13 protein-coding genes and 1 pseudogene are annotated in these 17,148 nt (G+C 69.3%); 13 read left to right on the top strand and 1 reads right to left on the bottom strand.

Features of this window, described 5'->3' with window-relative positions; all coding sequences use genetic code 11:
- The first annotated feature begins 54 nt into the window (after nt 1–54).
- The 11 genes from VD972_RS21795 (at nt 55) to VD972_RS21745 (ending at nt 13,845) form a co-directional block, all read left to right on the top strand.
- Nucleotides 55–741: a hypothetical protein gene (locus tag VD972_RS21795; protein ID WP_324989988.1), complete on the top strand. Its 687-nt coding sequence runs from the start codon at nt 55–57 to the stop codon at nt 739–741.
- 8 nt (nt 742–749) lie between these two features.
- Nucleotides 750–2,417 carry a hypothetical protein gene (locus VD972_RS21790; protein WP_324989986.1) on the top strand — a complete coding sequence of 556 codons (1,668 nt, stop codon included), beginning with the start codon at nt 750–752 and terminating at the stop codon, nt 2,415–2,417.
- A gap of 103 nt (nt 2,418–2,520) precedes the next feature.
- Complete coding sequence (locus tag VD972_RS21785; RefSeq protein ID WP_324989984.1) at nt 2,521–3,303, top strand: hypothetical protein; 783 nt, start codon at nt 2,521–2,523, stop codon at nt 3,301–3,303.
- Nucleotides 3,304–3,408: 105 nt separating this feature from the next.
- Nucleotides 3,409–5,967: a M1 family metallopeptidase gene (locus tag VD972_RS21780; protein WP_324989982.1), complete on the top strand. Its 2,559-nt coding sequence runs from the start codon at nt 3,409–3,411 to the stop codon at nt 5,965–5,967.
- A gap of 91 nt (nt 5,968–6,058) precedes the next feature.
- Complete coding sequence (locus VD972_RS21775; protein ID WP_324989980.1) at nt 6,059–7,213, top strand: glycerophosphodiester phosphodiesterase; 1,155 nt, start codon at nt 6,059–6,061, stop codon at nt 7,211–7,213.
- A gap of 98 nt (nt 7,214–7,311) precedes the next feature.
- On the top strand, nt 7,312–8,022 hold the full coding sequence (locus VD972_RS21770) for a hypothetical protein (protein ID WP_324989978.1): 711 nt from the start codon (nt 7,312–7,314) through the stop codon (nt 8,020–8,022).
- Nucleotides 8,019–8,786 carry a DUF4126 domain-containing protein gene (locus VD972_RS21765; protein WP_324989976.1) on the top strand — a complete coding sequence of 256 codons (768 nt, stop codon included), beginning with the start codon at nt 8,019–8,021 and terminating at the stop codon, nt 8,784–8,786. The genes VD972_RS21770 and VD972_RS21765 overlap by 4 nt, the downstream gene beginning before the upstream one ends.
- A gap of 111 nt (nt 8,787–8,897) precedes the next feature.
- Nucleotides 8,898–11,168: a mucoidy inhibitor MuiA family protein gene (locus VD972_RS21760; RefSeq protein ID WP_324989974.1), complete on the top strand. Its 2,271-nt coding sequence runs from the start codon at nt 8,898–8,900 to the stop codon at nt 11,166–11,168.
- A 1-nt stretch (nt 11,169) separates the two neighbouring features.
- Nucleotides 11,170–12,795: a mucoidy inhibitor MuiA family protein gene (locus VD972_RS21755; protein ID WP_324989972.1), complete on the top strand. Its 1,626-nt coding sequence runs from the start codon at nt 11,170–11,172 to the stop codon at nt 12,793–12,795.
- A gap of 158 nt (nt 12,796–12,953) precedes the next feature.
- On the top strand, nt 12,954–13,304 hold the full coding sequence (locus VD972_RS21750; protein WP_324989970.1) for a hypothetical protein: 351 nt from the start codon (nt 12,954–12,956) through the stop codon (nt 13,302–13,304).
- Nucleotides 13,305–13,353: 49 nt separating this feature from the next.
- Nucleotides 13,354–13,845 carry a VOC family protein gene (locus tag VD972_RS21745; protein ID WP_324989968.1) on the top strand — a complete coding sequence of 164 codons (492 nt, stop codon included), beginning with the start codon at nt 13,354–13,356 and terminating at the stop codon, nt 13,843–13,845.
- A 53-nt stretch (nt 13,846–13,898) separates the two neighbouring features.
- Here the strand turns inward: VD972_RS21745 and VD972_RS21740 are convergent, their stop codons facing one another.
- Nucleotides 13,899–14,987, bottom strand: coding sequence for an esterase/lipase family protein (locus VD972_RS21740; protein WP_324989965.1), 1,089 nt, complete (start codon nt 14,985–14,987; stop codon nt 13,899–13,901).
- 393 nt (nt 14,988–15,380) lie between these two features.
- Here VD972_RS21740 and VD972_RS21735 point away from each other — a divergent pair, with 393 nt between their 5' ends.
- Both VD972_RS21735 and VD972_RS21730 read left to right on the top strand, forming a co-directional pair.
- On the top strand, nt 15,381–16,613 hold the full coding sequence (locus tag VD972_RS21735; protein WP_324989963.1) for a heparin lyase I family protein: 1,233 nt from the start codon (nt 15,381–15,383) through the stop codon (nt 16,611–16,613).
- 217 nt (nt 16,614–16,830) lie between these two features.
- Nucleotides 16,831–17,148, top strand: a pseudogene (locus VD972_RS21730) (hypothetical protein); the annotation flags it as partial.

The raw sequence follows: 17,148 nt of genomic DNA, 5'->3' as shown, positions 1-17,148 counted from the left end.
CATCTGGTGAGGAGAGGTCTTCAGGACCTCTGCCCACCCGGACAGGAGCCAGCCTTGAGCGACAAGCCGAAGCCGCCTTTCTACGAACTCGAGTTCTCCAGCGACGCCCCCTTCTGGACTGGAGCGGATGCCTCCACACGGCGCACCTTCCTGATGCCCGTCTCCACCCCCTCCGAGTTCCTGGCCTTTGGTGTGGTCGGCCCGTCGAGCCAGGTGCTCTTCGTGGCCCGGGGCCGGGTGCGGGAGCACCTGGGGGACTTCATCGCCCGGATGGTGCGAGACGAGGCCGGCGTGGAGCTCTACATCCGTCCACCGCTGCCCGGTTGGATCATCCGCGAGTACACCTCCGGCCCTCCCCACGAGGGCCACGAGTACGATGAGCCCCCGCGCCCGCCCATCGAGGGCCTGGCCCCTGTCTCCGGCAACATCGGCGACTATGAGGCCTCCAGCAGCGCGCCCTCATGGCCCGAGGGTGGTGCCTCCTCACGGCGCACCCTCCTCGTGCCATTGCGCGACCCCGCCGAGTTCCTGGCCCTCGGCGTGCTTGGCTCGGCGGACACGGTGTTCTTCGCGCTCCGGGGATGGGTGAAGTCGGAGCTCGGGGACTTCATCGCCCAGGCCGCGCGGGAAGGAGCCAGCGTGGAGCTCTACGCCCGGCCTCCGCTGCCGGAGTCGGTCGTGCGCAAGTACCTCTCCACCGAGGAGGGGGCTGGGAACGCCGGGAGCCAGCAGGGACGGTAGGCTGCGACATGGCTCTCGAGTTGCTGCTCGCCCACGCCGACGGCTGCCGGCCCGTGCTCCAGCGGGGGCTCGCGGAGGGGACGCTCCGGAGCGCCCCGCGTCCCGAGCCCCTCGAGCCCCCGGAGATCCTCTGGGACGCGAGCGGAGATCCCCACCTGCTCCCGAGGCAGCGCTGGGGCCTGATCGCCCCGCAGGGCCCCGAGGGCGACCGGCTGCTGGCGCTCGTGGAGCTGCTGAAGCGCAGGCGTGAGGAGGAGCAGGGCGCGCCCGCCCGTGTCTACCGTGTCCCCAGGGGCCTGGACGGCCCAGCCGCCGCGCGCTGGAAGAAGCGGGTGTTCCGGAGCAAGGACGTGCCCGACTCAGAGCGCCCGCGCTACCTGCTGCTGCTCGGGGATCTGGATCAGGTACCGCTCGAGCTGCAGCAGGTACTGTCCTCCGATGCCTTCGTGGGGCGCCTGGCCTTTCCCACCGCCGAGGGCTACGAGGCCTATGTCACCAAGGTGCTGCGGTGGGAGGACACGCCCTCGCGCGAGCCCCGGGCCCGCCTGCTCTTCTTCAGCTCGCGGGATGGCACCAGCGCGACGGAGCTCGGGCACCGGGGGCTCATCCAGCCCAGCCTCGCGGCCTGCCGGGAGCGTCAGCAGGTGGGCGGGTTTCCCAAGGCGGAGCTCACCGAGCTGGCCGGCGAAGGCAGCACTCCCGCCGCGCAGCTCCTGGCCCAGGCGGCGGAACCCAGGCCGAGCGTGTTGTTCTCCCTGAGCCACGGGCTGGGGCCACCTCGAGAGGGCTGGGACTCCCCCGCGCGCCAGCGCGAGCTGCAGGGAGCGCTGGTGCTCCCGGGCGGGCAGTCGCTCACGGGGGCGGAGCTGGCGTCGCGTCCCTTCCTGCCAGGCGGCATCTGGTTCTGCTTCGCGTGCTACAGCGCGGGCACTCCGGCGCAGAGCACCTACGCGCACTGGCTGAGCCAGCTGCCTCCGGGGGTGGATCTGGACGCGACGCGTGTCCTCGCCTCCGTGCTTCGGCGGGAGGTGGAGCGTCCCTTCATCGCCGCGCTGCCCCAGGCGGTGCTGGCCAACCCCGAGGGCCCGCTCGCGGTGATGGGGCATGTGGACCTTGCCTGGGCCTGGAGCTATCTTGACCAGGGCCGGGACACGTCCTCCCACTTCTTCGGACTCCTGCACGCGCTGGCCGAGGGCCGCCGCGCGGGCGTTGCCTTGAGCACCCTGCTGCGCTTCCTCATTGAGACGAGCATCGAGCTGACGACGCTCTACGACCAGGAGGCGAAGGCGCTCCGGGCCGGGAGCCCGTCTCCCGTGGATCCCGTGGCGCGGGCCTATCTCTGGATGCTGCGCCAGGATCTCGCCGGCTACATCCTGTTGGGAGATCCCGCCGTCCGGCTGCCCCTGGCCTCAGCCAGAGTGGAGGCCTCGGTTCCCCGCTCGCATCTGGACGCGATGGCCTCGGTGGGCCTGGCAGGATTCGAGCTTCCCGCCCCGCCCGCTCCCGAGCCCACCGCCGCGGAGCAGGCCGTCATCGAACTGCTCGCGGGGAAGGGCACCCTCGCGGACATCGCCGCCCGCCACGGCATTGCTCCAGGAGAGCTCTGCCAGTGGGAGGAGCTCTATCGGGCTGCCGGACGGGCGGCCCTGGCCCGTCACCTGTCCCAGCGCGAGTAGGCGGGCAACACGGTGAAGCGGCTGAGCATCGGCTCGGTCGGCGGGCTCTGAAGGCGGAGCCGGGGGCGGACTCGGGGGCGGACCTCGGGTACGCTGGGAGCCGGTGCTCACGCTCACGCTCATGCTCCTGTCCGCTGCCCCCGACGCGCCGACCCGCACCGCTCCCGCAGTGCTGCTCTCCCAGGCCCCCGCGGAGAGTGCACGGGCGGTGCTGGAGCGCGCGCGCAAGCTCGCTGAGGAGCTCCGCTACGAGGAGGCCGTGGTGGAGTACCAGCGCTACCTGGGCCTCCCGAACCGGCCCACCACGGAGCGCGCCCAGGTCCTGCTGGATGTGGGCTACATCCACCTGCAGCTGGAGGACGTCACGAACGCGGAGCAGCGCATCGCCGAGGCGCTGGAACAAGACGCCTGGGTGCGCGCTCCAGCAGGGGCACCGCCCAAGCAGGTGGAGCTGATCGAGCGGGTGCGCGCTCAGCTCGCCGCCCGGCCAAAGCTGGAGGTGCTCCCCCGCGAGGGCGCAGCCGATCCCCGGCGCGTGCGCGCCTCCTTGAAGGATCCGCAGGGCAGGACGAGCGAGGTGCTGCTGCGCCATGCCCCCGTCCCGGACGGCCCCTACCGCGCCGCGCGGATGGCCTGCGAGAGCGGCACCTGCGAGGGCGAGCTGCCCACGCCCGGCAGCTCCACGAACTTCACGGCCTGGTACTTCCTGGAGGCGCTGGACGCTCAGGGCAACACGCTGGCGCGGGCGGCCCACCCCAAGGCCCCGCTACAGCTGTCCATCATCGAGCAGCGCGCCTGGTACGAGAGCCCCTGGGTGTACGCGGGCGGCGCGGCGGTGCTGATTGGCGCGGCAGCCGTCTTCTTCGTCGCGGCGGACCCTGGCTGAGCGGGCAGTCCAAGGTCCACCCCTGGACAGGCCCAGAGGGGGAAGTGCACTTCCGCACCAATCCTTGTGGGCCTGCACCGCCCCGAGGGTAGATTCCCCGGCCCTATGGCTCACCTGACCGAAGACAAGAACTTCCGCCTCCCTCGGACCGTCCTTCCTCGCCGCTACCTCTCCACGGTGACGCTCAACATGGAGGAGCGCACCTTCTCGGGCTCGCAGACGATCGAGCTGGAGGTGACGGGGGCCACGAACGAGCTCATCCTCCACGGCATTGCACTGCAGCTCGGCAAGGTGACGTTCCGCGCCGGCACCACGCAGCACTCGCCCACCTCCATCGAGCCCGTGCAACAGAGCGAGACGCTGGTGCTGCGCTTCGAGGCGCCGCTGCCCAAGGGCGCGGCCTCTCTGGAGGTGGAGTGGACGGGCCGCTTCACGGAGGGCCTGAGAGGCCTGTACCAGGCGGGCAAGGTGGCGGCCACCCAGTTCGAGGCCGCTGACGCGCGGCGCCTCTTCCCCTGCTTCGACGAGCCGTCCTTCAAGGCCCGCTGGGCCATCACGGTGCGCATCCCGTCCACGCCGGGGCTGGTGGCCTTGTCCAACGGGGCCGTCATCTCGGACAACACCGAGGGCACCCTGCGCACGGTGAAGTTCCAGGAGATGGACCTGCTCAGCTCGTACCTCATCGCGCTGGTGGTGGGCCCGCTGGTGGGCACGCCGGAGCAGCAGGTGAACGGGGTGCCGGTGCGCACCTGGGCGCTGCCGGAGAAGGCGCACCTGACGCGCTTCGGGCAGGATGCGGCGCTGGCGGCGCTGCCTCGGCTGCAGGAGTACTTCGGGCTGCCCTACGCCTACGGCAAGGTGGACCAGGTGGGCATCCCCGACTTCGAGGCGGGGGCCATGGAGAACGCGGGCCTCATCACCTACCGCGAGGTGGCGCTGCTGCTGGATCCGGCCTCCGCTCCGCTGTCGGTGCAGAAGCGAGTGGCCGAGGTGGTGACGCACGAGCTGGCGCACCAGTGGTTCGGCAACTGGGTGACGATGGTGTGGTGGGACGATCTGTGGCTCAACGAGGCCTTCGCCACGTGGATGGCCTACAAGATCGTCGACAGCTGGCGGCCGGACTGGCGCGTGTGGCTGGACTTCGACGCGGGCAAGGCGGCGGCGCTGCACCTGGACGCGCTCAAGTCCACGCACCCCATCCGCGGCGAGGTGCGCAACGCGGGCGAGGCGGGCGAGAGCTTCGACCTCATCACCTATGAGAAGGGCGGCGCGGTGCTGCGGATGATCGAGGGCTTCCTGGGAGAAGGACCCTTCCGCGAGGGCATCCGCCAGTACATGCGCACGCACGCACGGGGCAACGCGGTGGCGGATGACCTGTGGCGGGCGCTGGGAGCGGCCTCGGCGCAGCCGGTGGTGGAGCTGGCCAACGCATGGATTGGCCAGCACGGCTACCCCCTGGTGTCGGTGAAGCAGGAGGGCCGGAAGGTGACGCTGAGCCAGCGGCGCTTCTACTCGGAGCCTGGGGTGAACAGCGGCGAGCGCTGGCCGGTGCCGGTGGTGCTGCGCTTCGAGGACGGCGGCGGCGTGCGGGAGCACCGCTTCCTGCTGCGCGAGGAGCAGGCCACGGTGACGCTGGAGGGCAGCGGCGAGGTGAAGTGGCTGTTCGCCAACGCGGGCTCCACGGGCTTCTACCGGGTGGCGTACGACGGGCCGATGCTGGAGAAGCTGGCGGCGAACCTGGCGGCACTGGCGCCCTCCGAGCGCATCTCGCTGCTGGCAGATCGGTGGGCCCTGGTGCGCGCGGGGCAGGCCTCGGCGGCGGACTTCCTGGATCTGGCCAGCGGCTTCGGCAGCGAGGAGGACGATGCCGTCCTCGAGGAGCTGGTGGGGCGGCTGAGCTACGTGGAGGGACGGCTGGTGGAGGGAGAGGACCAGGAGCGCTTCCGCCGCTGGGTGGAGCGGCTGCTGAGTCCAGCGCTGGCGAAGCTGGGGTGGGAGCCGCGTGCGGGAGAGACGGACCGGGTGAAGCTGCGGCGCGCGGCGCTGGTGCGCGCGGTGGGCGTGCTGGCGCGCGGCGGACAGGCACTGGCCGAGGCGCGGCCTCGGGTGGTGAAGGTGCTGGCGGGGGACAAGACGGCGCTGGAGCCGAACCTGCTGGACAGCGCGGTGTACATGGTGGCGCGGGCGGGGGACTCGGCACTGTTCGACACGCTGCAGGAGAAGATGAAGGCGGATCCGGATCCGGCGACGCAGCGGCGGTACCTGTCAGCGCTGGCCTCATTCGAGGACCCGGTGCTGGCGCAGCGCGGGCAGGACATGTTCTTCACGGACACGGTGAAGATGCAGGACGTGACCATCTACCTGGGCGGACTGCTGGGAAACCGCACGGGGCGGGATGCGTGGTGGGGCGTGGTGCAGCAGCGGTGGAAGGACGTGGTGGGTCGCACGGGCGGAGCGCCCATGCTGCTGCGGCGGGTGGTGGAGGCGCTTGGAGCACTGCGTCACCGCCAGCAGCTCGAGGAGGCGAAGGCGCTGCTGCAGGCGCACCCGGTCAACGAGGCCCAGCAGGCCATGGCCCAGACGCTGGAGCGGCTCAGCCAGGACGTGGCGCTGAGCGAGCGTGCTGGCGCGGAGGTAGTCGCCTGGCTCAAGCGCCAGCCTTGACGGCGTCTTTCCATCTGAGCCACCGTTCGGCTCCCCGTTGATGCGCTGTCCCGGTTTCCCGGGACAGCGGCGTCACAACAAGGAGCCTCGTTTGCACTCGTCCCCCTCCCAGCGCCGTACACCTCGCTTCTCCTTCCGCCACGTCCTTCGCCTGTCGGCCATGGTGCCACTCGTCGCAGGCTTCGCCCTCACGCTGACCGGATGCAGCGACGATGAGCTGCCCAAGCTGCTCGTGATCGGCCACCGCGGCGCCAGCGCGCTGCGGCCCGAGCACACGCTCGAGGCCTACAAGAAGGCGATCGAGGACGGGGCGGACGTCATCGAGCCGGATCTCGTGTCGACGAAGGACGGCGTGCTCGTGGCCCGTCACGAGAACGAGATCTCCGGCACCACGAACGTGTCGGAGGTGACGAAGTTCGCGGACCGCAGGACCACGAAGACCATCGACGGCGTGCAGGTCTCGGGCTGGTTCACCGAGGACTTCACCCTGGCCGAGCTCAAGGAGCTGCGTGCGCGCGAGCGGATCCCCCTGATCCGCCCGGGCAACAAGGAGTTCAACGATCAGTTCCTGATCCCCACGCTCGCCGAGGTCATCACGCTGGCCAAGGCCATGTCCGAGACGACCGGCCGCACGATCCACCTCTACCCGGAGACCAAGCACCCCACCTACTTCCAGTCCATCAACCTCCCGCTGGAAGACAAGCTGATCCAGACCCTGAAGGCGGATGACTTCACCGCGAGCAAGGCCACGGTCTTCATCCAGTCCTTCGAGGTGGCGAACCTGAAGGAGCTGAACCAGAAGATCGGCACCTCGCAGGAGAAGTGGAAGCTGGTGCAGCTGATCGACTCGGCGGACAAGGCGCCCTACGACTTCGTCAAGGCGGGCGACACGCGTAAATATGCCGACCTGCTGACCCAGGCGAGCATCCAGGATATCGCCACCTACGCCGACGGCCTGGGGCCCTACAAGCTGAACCTCATCAACGTGGACAGCGCGGGTGCGTTCCAGACCCCGTCCGAGGTGATCCGCTTCGCGCACGACGCGGGGCTGCTCGTGCACTCGTGGACCTTCCGTCCGGAGAACTCCTTCCTGCCCGCGCCGCTCAAGACGCAGGGCCCGGACACCACGCGTCATGAGGCCGGCTCGATCTCGGAGATGCAGGAGTATCTCAAGGCCGGTCTGGATGGGTTCTTCACGGACGATCCCGCGGTGGGCCGCAAGGCAGTGGATACGTTCAAGCCCTGAGCCGCTCGCAGTGGATGGGCAGCAGGACGTGCCACCCGCGCCTGTTGCCCATCACCCCTGGGCCCTGAGCGGACCCGCGTGGAGTGGAAGAAGCGAAGATGACGAATTCCCCCACCATGGTCGCCAGCGAGGAGCATGAGCTGGCGTTGCTGCTGTCCGGCCGCTGCCGGCGCTGTGCCGAGCGGCTGCCTGGAGGCACGGCCCTGCGTGGCCACCCCTGCCCGAGGTGCGGTGAGCAGACGCTTCCCGGCGCCACGGACCGGGTGGTGCTGCACGAGCTGCACGCTTCGCAGTCGGCCGTGAAGCTCTGGCTGGCGGTCGCGGCGGTGGCGGCCGGCGCGCTGGTGGCGAGCTGGTTCCCGCTCATCAACTCGCTGCTGATCGTCGGAGCGCTGGTGTGGCTCCGCTTCACCGTCGTGAAGCCAGGGCTGGCGCTGCTCACGCCGCGGCGGAGGATTGTCACGCGGTGGACGCTGCGGCTGGCGGCGGGCTGCTTCCTGGCGGTGACCATCATCGTGCTGGAGCTGCTCACGCTGATTCCCGCGGCGGGGGCGCTGGTCAAGACGGTGGTGAGCGCCGCTGAAGTCGGTGGAGCGGGCCTCGTCACCCGGCGCTACCTCACCTGGCAGATCGGCCGCGAGGGACAGGGCGTGCCGGTGGCCCTCTGGGAGATCGCGCTGCTGGCCGTGGCGGCCGCGGTGCTGCTGACGTTGGTGGCAGGGACGGTGGCCGTGGTGCTGTGGATCCTCGGCAAGCTCGGGCTTCTGCAGACCCAGGTGCTCGGCAGCATGCCGGGGGTGAAGCCGTGATCTCCTATTCCCTCGCCTCTCAGGCCATCGGGCTGAGCAGCGCCTCGGGGACTCGGGCGGGACTGAGCCTGCTGGCAGTGGCGCTGGCCTCGCACCAGGGCTACGTGACCCTCCCTCCCGAGCTGGCGTGGATGACGCACCCGGGTGCCATGGCGGGCTTCGCCGTCATCCTGCTCTTCGAGATGATGACCGACCGCGACGAGGACGCCCACATGCTGCTGGGGCTGGTGCAGTACGGCCTGAGCGCTGCGGGTGGAGCCATGTCGGTGATGGCCTCGCTGGGCGTCGCGACGCAGGGAACTCCCGAGTGGGCGGTGGGAACGGGCGGAGCGGTGCTCGCGGTGGGGATGCTGGCGCTGCGGCGCAAGGTGCACACCGAGTTCGCCGGCCTGGAGAGCGAGCTCTTCCATCCCATGAAGTGGAACAACCGGCTGCAGGAAGGTGGGGTCCTCGGACTGTGCGTGGCCGTCTTCGTGGCCCCGGCGATTGCACTGGCCATCGTGCTGGTGATGGTGGCGGCCGGCGTGGTGGCGGGAGTGATGGCGCACCGAATGGAGGAGCGGCTCTTCCGCCGGCCGTGCCCCGCGTGCGGCGCAGCCATCCGCGTGGAGGCCTCTCGCTGTCTGGGATGCCGGGCCGACGTTCCGGTGGCGAAGCATCTGGACTTGCGGCTGGGAGACAAGGCCCAGGCCGCGGTTCGCGCTGCCTTCGCCTCGGTGACTACGGCCACCATGAAGCTCGGGCGCTCGGCGGAGAAACCCTGAGGGTCCCAACAACGCGGTGCATCCTCGCTGATCACCGGGATCCTACGAAGCACCTTGCTCCCGTGCATCTGCGCATTCTAGCGTGCAGCGCCTCGCTCTCCGGGAGTGCGCATGCCGGTCGTGGAATCCCGCATCGACACCGTGGTCCTCTACCAGCAGGGAGCACGCGTCACGCGGCGCCTCTTGCTGGACTGTCCTGACGGCAAGCCCCCCACGGAGCTCGAGATCGCTCGCCTCCCGCTCTCGCTCTTCGATCCCACCGTCCGTGTGCGCGTGCTGTCCACGGAGACCTCTCAGGCGGATCTCTCTGCCACGCATGTGCGCGTGGGCCTGTGGATTCCTCCCAGGGAGACTCCCCTGGAGACCGTGGATCAGGCCGCGCTGCGCTCGCTGCACCAGCAGGTACGAGCGCTGGAGAGCCAGCTCCGCGAGCAAGAGTGGGAGATGTCCATCCTCGGCAACATCCCCATTCCCCCGCGCCCGGAGCCGGAGGAGGGCAAGCCGCCGCCGCCCTCACCGCTCGGGCCCCGCATGGCGCTGGAGCAGTTCTCCCACGAGGGCGTGCAGTCCCGGCTCGCGGAGGCGCGCAAGCTCCGAGAGCAGCTCCGCAGGCTGAACGAGGAGGTGGCCGTCCTGGAGCAGAAGATCGCCCAGGCCTCCACCGCGCGCGAGGTCACCGCCGCCGAGCTCTACAAGTCCGTGCACGTGCAGCTGCGCCACAGCGGCGCCGCGCTCGCCCGTGCCGAGCTCTCCATCGAGTACTTCATCCCAGGTGCCCGCTGGGCCCCCAGCTACCAGTGCCGGCTGTCCCGGGACTGCCGCGAGGTGGAGCTGGTGATGCGGGCGCTCATCGCCCAGCACTCCGGCGAGGACTGGCGCGGGGTGAAGCTGGTGCTCTCCACCGCGTCCCCCATGACGTGGACGGAGCTGCCGGAGCTGCCCTCGATCCGCATCGGCCGCGCCCAGCCCCCGCCGGCTGCTCGCGCGGGGTTCCGTCCGGCACCTCAGGGTGCGGCGGCCCTCTTCGCCGACTATGACCGCGACCGCGGGACGCTGCTGCGCAGACTGCCCGCCTCCTCGCCGTACTCCCTCTCGGTGATGGAAGCTCCCGTGGATCTCGAGGATGGGTACGTCGCCGAGAGTGCGCCTTCCCTCCCTGAGCCCCGGAGAGACAAGGAGCGGAAGAAGAAGGGCTCGCGGCGCGAGATGCGGGAGATGTCTTCCCGTGGGCCAGCTGACGGGATGGCCTTGGATGATGAAGCCGACGAGGTCCTCGCGGCGCCAGCTGCCGAGATGGCGAGCTATGAGGAGGAGGCCTACGAGAGTGAGGCGCCTCCGCCTCCCCCCTCCCTGGCCCCCATCATGTCCGCTCCCGCTCCCATGCCCGCGGCCGCTCCTGCTCGCGCAGCACCCAAGTCGATGGCTGTCGGCGGAAGGGCCCCGGCGCGTCCCAGCGCGGCGGGCCCTGGCGGAGCGAGCCCCACTCAATCCGGCCTGGAAGCCGTGGTGTTCACCCACCTGAGGCTCTCCTCGGCGACCGATTCCGCCAACCGCAACCGGCTCCAGCCCGTGGACTCGCGGCGCTTCTACCTGGAGATGCTGGCACGCTTCTCGGTGACGGTGACGTTCGACGTCATGGCCGTGGTCGCGGAGGCGGAGAACCGCGCCCGCTCCGTGGCCCAGATGCCGCTGCCGGGTGGAGCCGTCGACGCGCGGAGCATCGGCGGCTACTTCGACTTCAGCTACGCGGCCGATGCCACCGTGGATGTGCCCTCGGACGGAGTGTTCCACTCCGTGGCCCTGGGCTCGCGCACCGGCGAGGCCAGCGTCCTCTATGTGGCCGTCCCGCGCGAGGACACCAACGTGTACCGGCAGGCCCAGGTGAAGAACCCGCTGTCCGCGCCCATGCTGACCGGGCCCGCGGAGGTCTACGTGGGGGGCGAGTACGTGCTCTCCACCACGCTGCCCGCGGTGGCGCCGCGCGGAGACTTCAAGCTGGGGCTCGGGGTGGAGCAGGCCATCCGCTGCGCGCGGAACACCAAGTACCGCGAGGCCCGAACCGGCACCAAGATCGTCGCCACCACGGAGCTGTGGCACGACCTCCTCATCGACCTGGCCAACAACCTGGACCGCGAGATCGTCTGCGAGGTGCGCGAGCGCATTCCCCAGCCCGCGGAGGAAGCCGAGGTCGTAGTCGAGGAGGGCACGGTCACCCCCGCGTGGGAGCCCTACACGCAGGAGGAGCGCACCAAGCCGCTCGAGGGTGGACGCCGCTGGCGCGTCACCGTGCCCGCGAACAGCACGATGAAGCTGGCTGCCCAGTACGTGGTGAAGCTGTACGCCAACAACGAGCTCAACGGCGGCAACCGCCGGGAGGCGTGACATGAGCACCGCCATCCAACCCACCTCTCCTACCGGCGTGGAGCGCTTCGAGCCCCCGCTCCCCGCAGGCGTCGCGACCCTGGAGGCGCCCGTCCGCGCCGTCACGCTGCTGGAGGATCGCGCCCAGGTCACCCGCCAGGGCACTGTCCGCGTGAAGGCCGGGCAGAACCGCATCGTCGTCCACGGCGTGGCGCCGGTGCTGCAGGACGTCTCCCTGCGCGCCGAGATCCTCTCCGGCAAGGCCCGCGTGGCGGATGCCCGCATGCGCCGCGGCCTGCGCATCCGGACCGCGGACAAGCCCGAGGCGGCCCGCGTGCTCGAAGAGAAGATCGAGGCGCTGCAGCGCGAGCGTCAACAAGTCCTGGAGGACCAGGCGAGCGCCCGCGCCCGCTTCGAGCGCATCAACCAGCTCCTGCTCCTGGGCGCCGGCGAGCTCCCCGTGGACGCAGGCTGGGGCATGGGGATGGCCGCCCAGTGGCAGGACTCGTTCGATGCGCTGTTCCGCAAGGCCCGCCAGCTCCGCGAGTCCACGCTCCAGGCCACCTTCACCGCGGAGAAGCTGGCAGAGGAGATCGCCGCCGTGACACGCCAGCGTCAGGCCATGGACCGCCTGGACTACCAGGTGGTGTCCTGGCTCGAGGCGGACGTGCTGGCCGACGCCGACGGCGAGGTGGAGCTCCGCATCGACTACGTGGTGCCGAACGCGCTCTGGCGGCCGCTGCACAGCGCGCGGCTGCTGGGCCGCAACCGGCTCCAGATCACCTCCTCGGCCGCCGTGTGGCAGGACACCGGCGAGGACTGGAAGGACGTGGAGCTGAAGTTCTCCACGGCGCGCTCCTCGCTGGGCACCGAGCCGCCCCTGCTGCAGGCGGATCTGCTCACGGTGAAGAAGAAGAACGAGGCGGTGGTGGTCCAGGCCCGGCAGGTCCAGGTGCAGAAGGCCGGCATGGGCAGCGCGCCTGCCTCCGGTGGCGCCCGCCCCACGCCGAGCAGCGTGGATCTGCCCGGCGTGGACGATGGCGGAGAGACGCGCAACCTGAAGGCGCCGGGGAAGAGCTCCATTCCCTCGGATGGGCGGCCCAACGTCATCCCGCTCTTCACCTTCGAGGACGGCGCGGAGGCGGCGCTGGTGACGTTCCCCGAGCTGGAGCCCAAGGTGTTCCTGCGGGCGGTGGCGCGCAACACCTCGTCCAGCCCGGTGCTGGCGGGGCCGGTGGAGCTGCTCCAGGACAACGGCTTCGTGGGGTGGACCCAGACGCTCTTCGTCGCGCCCCAGGAGAAGTTCGAGCTGAGCTTCGGCCCGGAGGACTCCCTGCGCGTCCAGCGCGAGGAGAAGAAGAGCTCCAAGCAGCACCCCGTCAGCAAGTGGAACGAGACCACCACCAACGTCACGATCTACCTCTCGAACCTCTCGGGAGACGCGCGCAATGTCGTGGTCACCGAGCGCATCCCCGTGTCCGAGATCGAGCACGTGAAGGTCGAGCTGGACACCGAGAAGAGCACCGGCGCTCCCGTGCTCGATGACAACGGGTTCTGCACGTGGAAGGCCGAAGTCCCCGCCAACGGGCACCTGGTCCTACACCTGCGGTTCAAGGTCTCCCTGGCACCGGGAGTCCAGAGCGCCTGAGGCCCGGCGGCGCCGGAAAAGTCGCGGCTCTCGCTGTACCTCCGGGGGGTGAGACCGTCATCTATCTGGAATCCGCGGCGGAAACCGTCTCCGTGGTGTGGGCCGACGCTGCCTGCTGAGACACACTGACCTCTTGCTCCGCCGTCCGAGAGGTCTCCATGCGCGCTGCCCAGGTCCTGCCGCTCCTCCTGCTCGCCTGTGCGATCTCCTGCAGCACGACGCAGACACAGTCGGATCCCACCAAGCTTCCTCCACCGACGACGACCCTGGAGGTGCGGAATCAGAAGCACGTCGACTTCATCATGTACGTGCTGGATGGCACCCACCGCATCCGCCTGGGGCTCGTGCCGGCCATGGGCACCCGGACCTTCACCATCCCCCACCACCTGGTGAGCAGCCGGGGCTCGCTCCGCTTCCAGGCCGACACCGTCGGCTCCCAGTCCGTGCTCGCCACGGACGAAGAGCTCACGGTGCACGAGGGGGATGCGTTCTCCCTGACCATCCGGTAGGCCGTCATCGATCCACCCTGTTGGGTCGGCTTTGTGCTAGAGAGGCCCCATGCTCGACCACATCATGCTGCGGGTGAAGGACTACGCCGAGTCCAAGCGCTTCTACGATGCGGTGCTCGGAACGCTCGGCTACCGGCTGGTCATGGAGTTCAACGAGATCGGCGGCTACGGAGACGAGAAGCCCTATTTCTGGATCGGCGCGGCGCCGGATCCACACCCGCGCATCCACATTGCCTTCGTGGCGAAGACCCGAGCCCAGGTCAACGCGTTCCACGCCAAGGCGCTGGAGCTGGGAGCCAGGAGCGATGGCGCACCGGGCCTCCGGCTGGAGTACCACCCCGACTACTACGGCGCCTTCGTCATCGATCCGAACGGCCACAACATCGAGGCCGTGATCCACACGCCCGAGCAGCCCCCGCGCAGAGCCGCGAAGCCCGCGAAGAAGAAGACCTCGGCGAAGAAGACCTCGGCGAAGAAGGCCGGTGGCGCATCGAAGCGCGCGGGCGCCCGGAAGAAGGCCCCAGCCCGGCGCAGGCGGTAGGCCTGGCCGAGTCGGCAGCGTCAGCTCCCTGAGCCCCCAAGGAAGGGTGAGGCTCAGCCCTCCTTGGGCATCCGCAGCGCCATGGCCACCAGCGACAGCGTGATGTCCGCCGGCTTGTAGGACTTGAACGGGTTCGGGTTCGTCACCGTGGACTCGAGGTGATCGAGTCCGTGCAGCGTCACGGCCTTCGAGCCGGGGATGAACGCGTCCTGCGGAACGACCAGGCCGTCCGACTTCACGCCGTACCGGTGCTGCATGTACTCCTGGAAGGCGAACAGCGGCGACGTCGGCTTGAACGTGGTGGAGGCCAGGCTCACCGTGGGGATGCCCTCCGGCATCGGGTGCTTCGCCAGGAACTTCTGCCGCGAGTCATAGGTGAGATCCTCACCCGCCTGGATGCTGCCGCCCAGCGCCTCGACCGCCCCGCCCAGCCCGTACCGCACCAGCGGGTTGTCCAACAGATCCTGCGCCATCGGCGAGCCGCCATAGGGCGACTGGACGGTGACCAGGGCCCGGACGTGCTCCTTCAGCTCGGGGTACATCGCCAGGGCCGCCGCGGAGTCCAGGCCGCCCTTGCTGTGGCCGATCAGCACCACCTTCTTGCCATTCTTGGCCGCCTCGAGCACCGCCTCGCGGACGATGGCCGCGTTGTGCTCCACGCCCATATCCGTGTCCACCGGCACCCGGCCCACCTGGAGCCCGGCATCCTCCAGCGCATCCAGGTTGTCATCGAAGTACAGCTCCTTCGGCGCGTACTGCGACAGCAGGCCGCCCACTGCCAGGAACACGCAGTCCTTGGCCTCCGCCGGCATCACGTCCTTCCCCGCGAGTACCTGCTGGTGGAGGCTCTCGAACTCCGCCGTGGACTCCTTCGCCGGCGGAAACGCCTTCTGGATCCAGCCGATCTTGTCGGCCTCGCCCTTGCCCGGCCACGGAATGGGGAGCCGGAGGTGCCCCACGCGCGAGAGCGCATCCCCCAGCATTCCGCGAGCCCCTGCGGGAGCCGCTGCGGCCGCGGTGAAGCTGTCACGCACCGGCGAGCGGAGGTTGCTCCGCGAGGGCTCCACCTGGGCGGATGCCGGAGGCAGCGCGCGGGCTTGCGGAAGCGAAGCGGGGCTCAAAGGACGGGCGACCTGGAGCATGACGGACCCTTGGACGTAGACAAAAAGGAGTGACTTACCTACATTGTCGGCGGATGAAGGTTTTTGTTGCTTACGTCTCTAAGGGTTTGAGAGAACTAGGGATCTTCCCTCCTGTTGCTCCCTTCCCCACCGGACAAGCTCAGGCCGAAGAACTGTTGAGTACGAAATAAATCCGTCGATTGCGCCTTCTTGGGCCCCGTAGCGAGACCCGCATTCAGCGGCCTCCTCAGAAGGAGCAGCACCCCCCTACACACCCGCGGCTTCTCTGACCGCCAGGGCAAGCGCCCTGAGCGTGCGGGAGAGCTGCATCCACGAAGCACTCTTTTCCGTCCCCGTCGGCCGCCACGCGCGGTCTGGCATCCCCTCACTGTCTGTCTTTTCGCCTGAGAGAACATGAAGAACGCTCTTCTGTTGATCGGAACCCTCTGTGTCATCGGCACCGTGGCTTGCGGTGCGCAGGACTCCTTCACCGATGACGTGCCTGAGCTCCTCCAAGTCGCCGAGCGTGGACTCGTCGTGCAGAACTGCACGACGCTCACCGCCAGCTCGGTCATCACCTCAGGCAGTGAGGCTGGGAACCCGGCGACGAACACCCTCGATGATCGCCTCGACACGCGCTGGAGCAGCTTTGGCAGGGGCGCGTGGATCGACTACGACCTGGGCTCGGAGCGCACCGTCACCGGTGCCGCCATCGCCTGGCACCTGGGGACCACGCAGCTCAACAACTTCATCCTGACCACCTCCACGGATGGGATGAACTACACGCAGGTCTACAGCGGCACGAACAGCGCCACCCTGGCGGCGGAGACGTACACCTTCCCAGCCCGCACCGCGCGCCGCCTGCGCATCACCGTCTTTGGCAACAACCTGAACGACTGGGCGAGCATCGCCGAGGCTCGCGTGTGCGGTGGCTCGACGACGCCTCCTCCCTCCACGGCGCTGTGGCGCGGCGACTTCGAGACGGGGGACCGCTCGCAGTTCAGCAGCGCGCAGATGGTGAGTCCGGACCGGCTGCAGGTGCTGACCTCGCCGGTGCGAGAGGGCCGCTACGCCCTCAAGGTGACGGTGAAGCAGGGCGACAACCCCATTGGCGCCAGCGGCAACCGCAACGAGCTGGTGCGCATGACGCTCGAGCCCTCGGGCTCCGAGTACTACTACCGGTGGGGCACGATGTTCGCGCCGGACTTCCCCTCGCCGGCGACGTGGCAGCTCTTTGCCCAGTGGCACCATACCGGGAGCAGCGGCTCGCCCCCCGTGGAGTTCGTGATCAACAACGGCACGCTGCGCCTGTACTGCAGCAGCACCGAGGTGTGGCGCGCGCCGCTGGTGCGCGGGGCGTGGCAGGACTTCGTCTTGCACGCGAAGTGGTCGTCGAACCCGAGCGTCGGCTTCGTGGAGCTGTACCACAACGGCCAGCTCGTCCTGCCCAAGCGCTCCTGCGCCACCCAGTTCTCGGGCCAGCTCAACTACCTGAAGGTAGGCCTGTACCGGAACTCAACCGTCGCTCCGGTGGGCGTGCTGTACCACGACGGCTGGGTGATGGGCCGCACTCTTGCAGATGTGGCGCCGCAGGGCCTCTCCGCGGCTCCCACCGCGTCGGAGTTCGCCACGGCCTCGGGCGAGTAGCACCCGGATGTGGTGTGGAGGCTCCCCCTCACAGTGAGGGGGAGCATTCCCGGAGGACAAGAGATCCCCGCGAGCACTTCCCCGTAATTCTATGTATCCACGGTGGAATGCACGTTGCTCGGATCCGCGGGCCTCAGGTCTACACGCCTACCCCCCCGCACACATCCTCGAGAGGTCTGCCCAGATGAGACTGCAAGCCGTGTGGAGTGCTGTTCTGTTGTGTTCCGCGTTGGTCGCCGTTGCCTGCCGTGAAGACTCGGGCGAGCCGTCGACTGAGCCAGTTCCAGCATCCCTGAGCACGGTCCAGCAGGAGGTCAACAGCACCAACAAGGTGTTGATCCTCGGCAGCAGCGTCAATGGAGGACTCCAGAGCCGCGAGGCGCAGGCGGTGGCCGCCTATGCCCCCACCGCGCGAATCGACGTGGTGACTGCCGATCAGTGGCGGGCGATGACGTCCGAGCAGTTCATGGCCTACCGCGCTCTGATCATCGGTGATGCGGCGTGCCAGAGCGGCACGGCCGCGTTCCAGGCCGCG

Origin of the sequence: Hyalangium sp. (genome assembly GCF_035629615.1) — a bacterium.
Lineage (GTDB): Bacteria > Myxococcota > Myxococcia > Myxococcales > Myxococcaceae > Hyalangium.
Note: the sequence above shows the minus strand (reverse complement) of the source record. Positions and strands in the feature narration are given on the sequence as shown.

Excerpts from the sequence above, each read along its gene's own strand:
- VD972_RS21770 (WP_324989978.1), top strand. The coding sequence starts at position 7,312 with ATGACGAATTCCCCCACCATGGTCGCCAGCGAGGAGCATGAGCTGGCG.
- VD972_RS21740 (WP_324989965.1), bottom strand. The coding sequence starts at position 14,987 with ATGCTCCAGGTCGCCCGTCCTTTGAGCCCCGCTTCGCTTCCGCAAGCC.
- VD972_RS21780 (WP_324989982.1), top strand. The coding sequence starts at position 3,409 with ATGGCTCACCTGACCGAAGACAAGAACTTCCGCCTCCCTCGGACCGTC.
- VD972_RS21735 (WP_324989963.1), top strand. The coding sequence starts at position 15,381 with ATGAAGAACGCTCTTCTGTTGATCGGAACCCTCTGTGTCATCGGCACC.
- VD972_RS21790 (WP_324989986.1), top strand. The coding sequence starts at position 750 with ATGGCTCTCGAGTTGCTGCTCGCCCACGCCGACGGCTGCCGGCCCGTG.
- VD972_RS21760 (WP_324989974.1), top strand. The coding sequence starts at position 8,898 with ATGCCGGTCGTGGAATCCCGCATCGACACCGTGGTCCTCTACCAGCAG.
- VD972_RS21750 (WP_324989970.1), top strand. The coding sequence starts at position 12,954 with ATGCGCGCTGCCCAGGTCCTGCCGCTCCTCCTGCTCGCCTGTGCGATC.
- VD972_RS21745 (WP_324989968.1), top strand. The coding sequence starts at position 13,354 with ATGCTCGACCACATCATGCTGCGGGTGAAGGACTACGCCGAGTCCAAG.
- VD972_RS21755 (WP_324989972.1), top strand. The coding sequence starts at position 11,170 with ATGAGCACCGCCATCCAACCCACCTCTCCTACCGGCGTGGAGCGCTTC.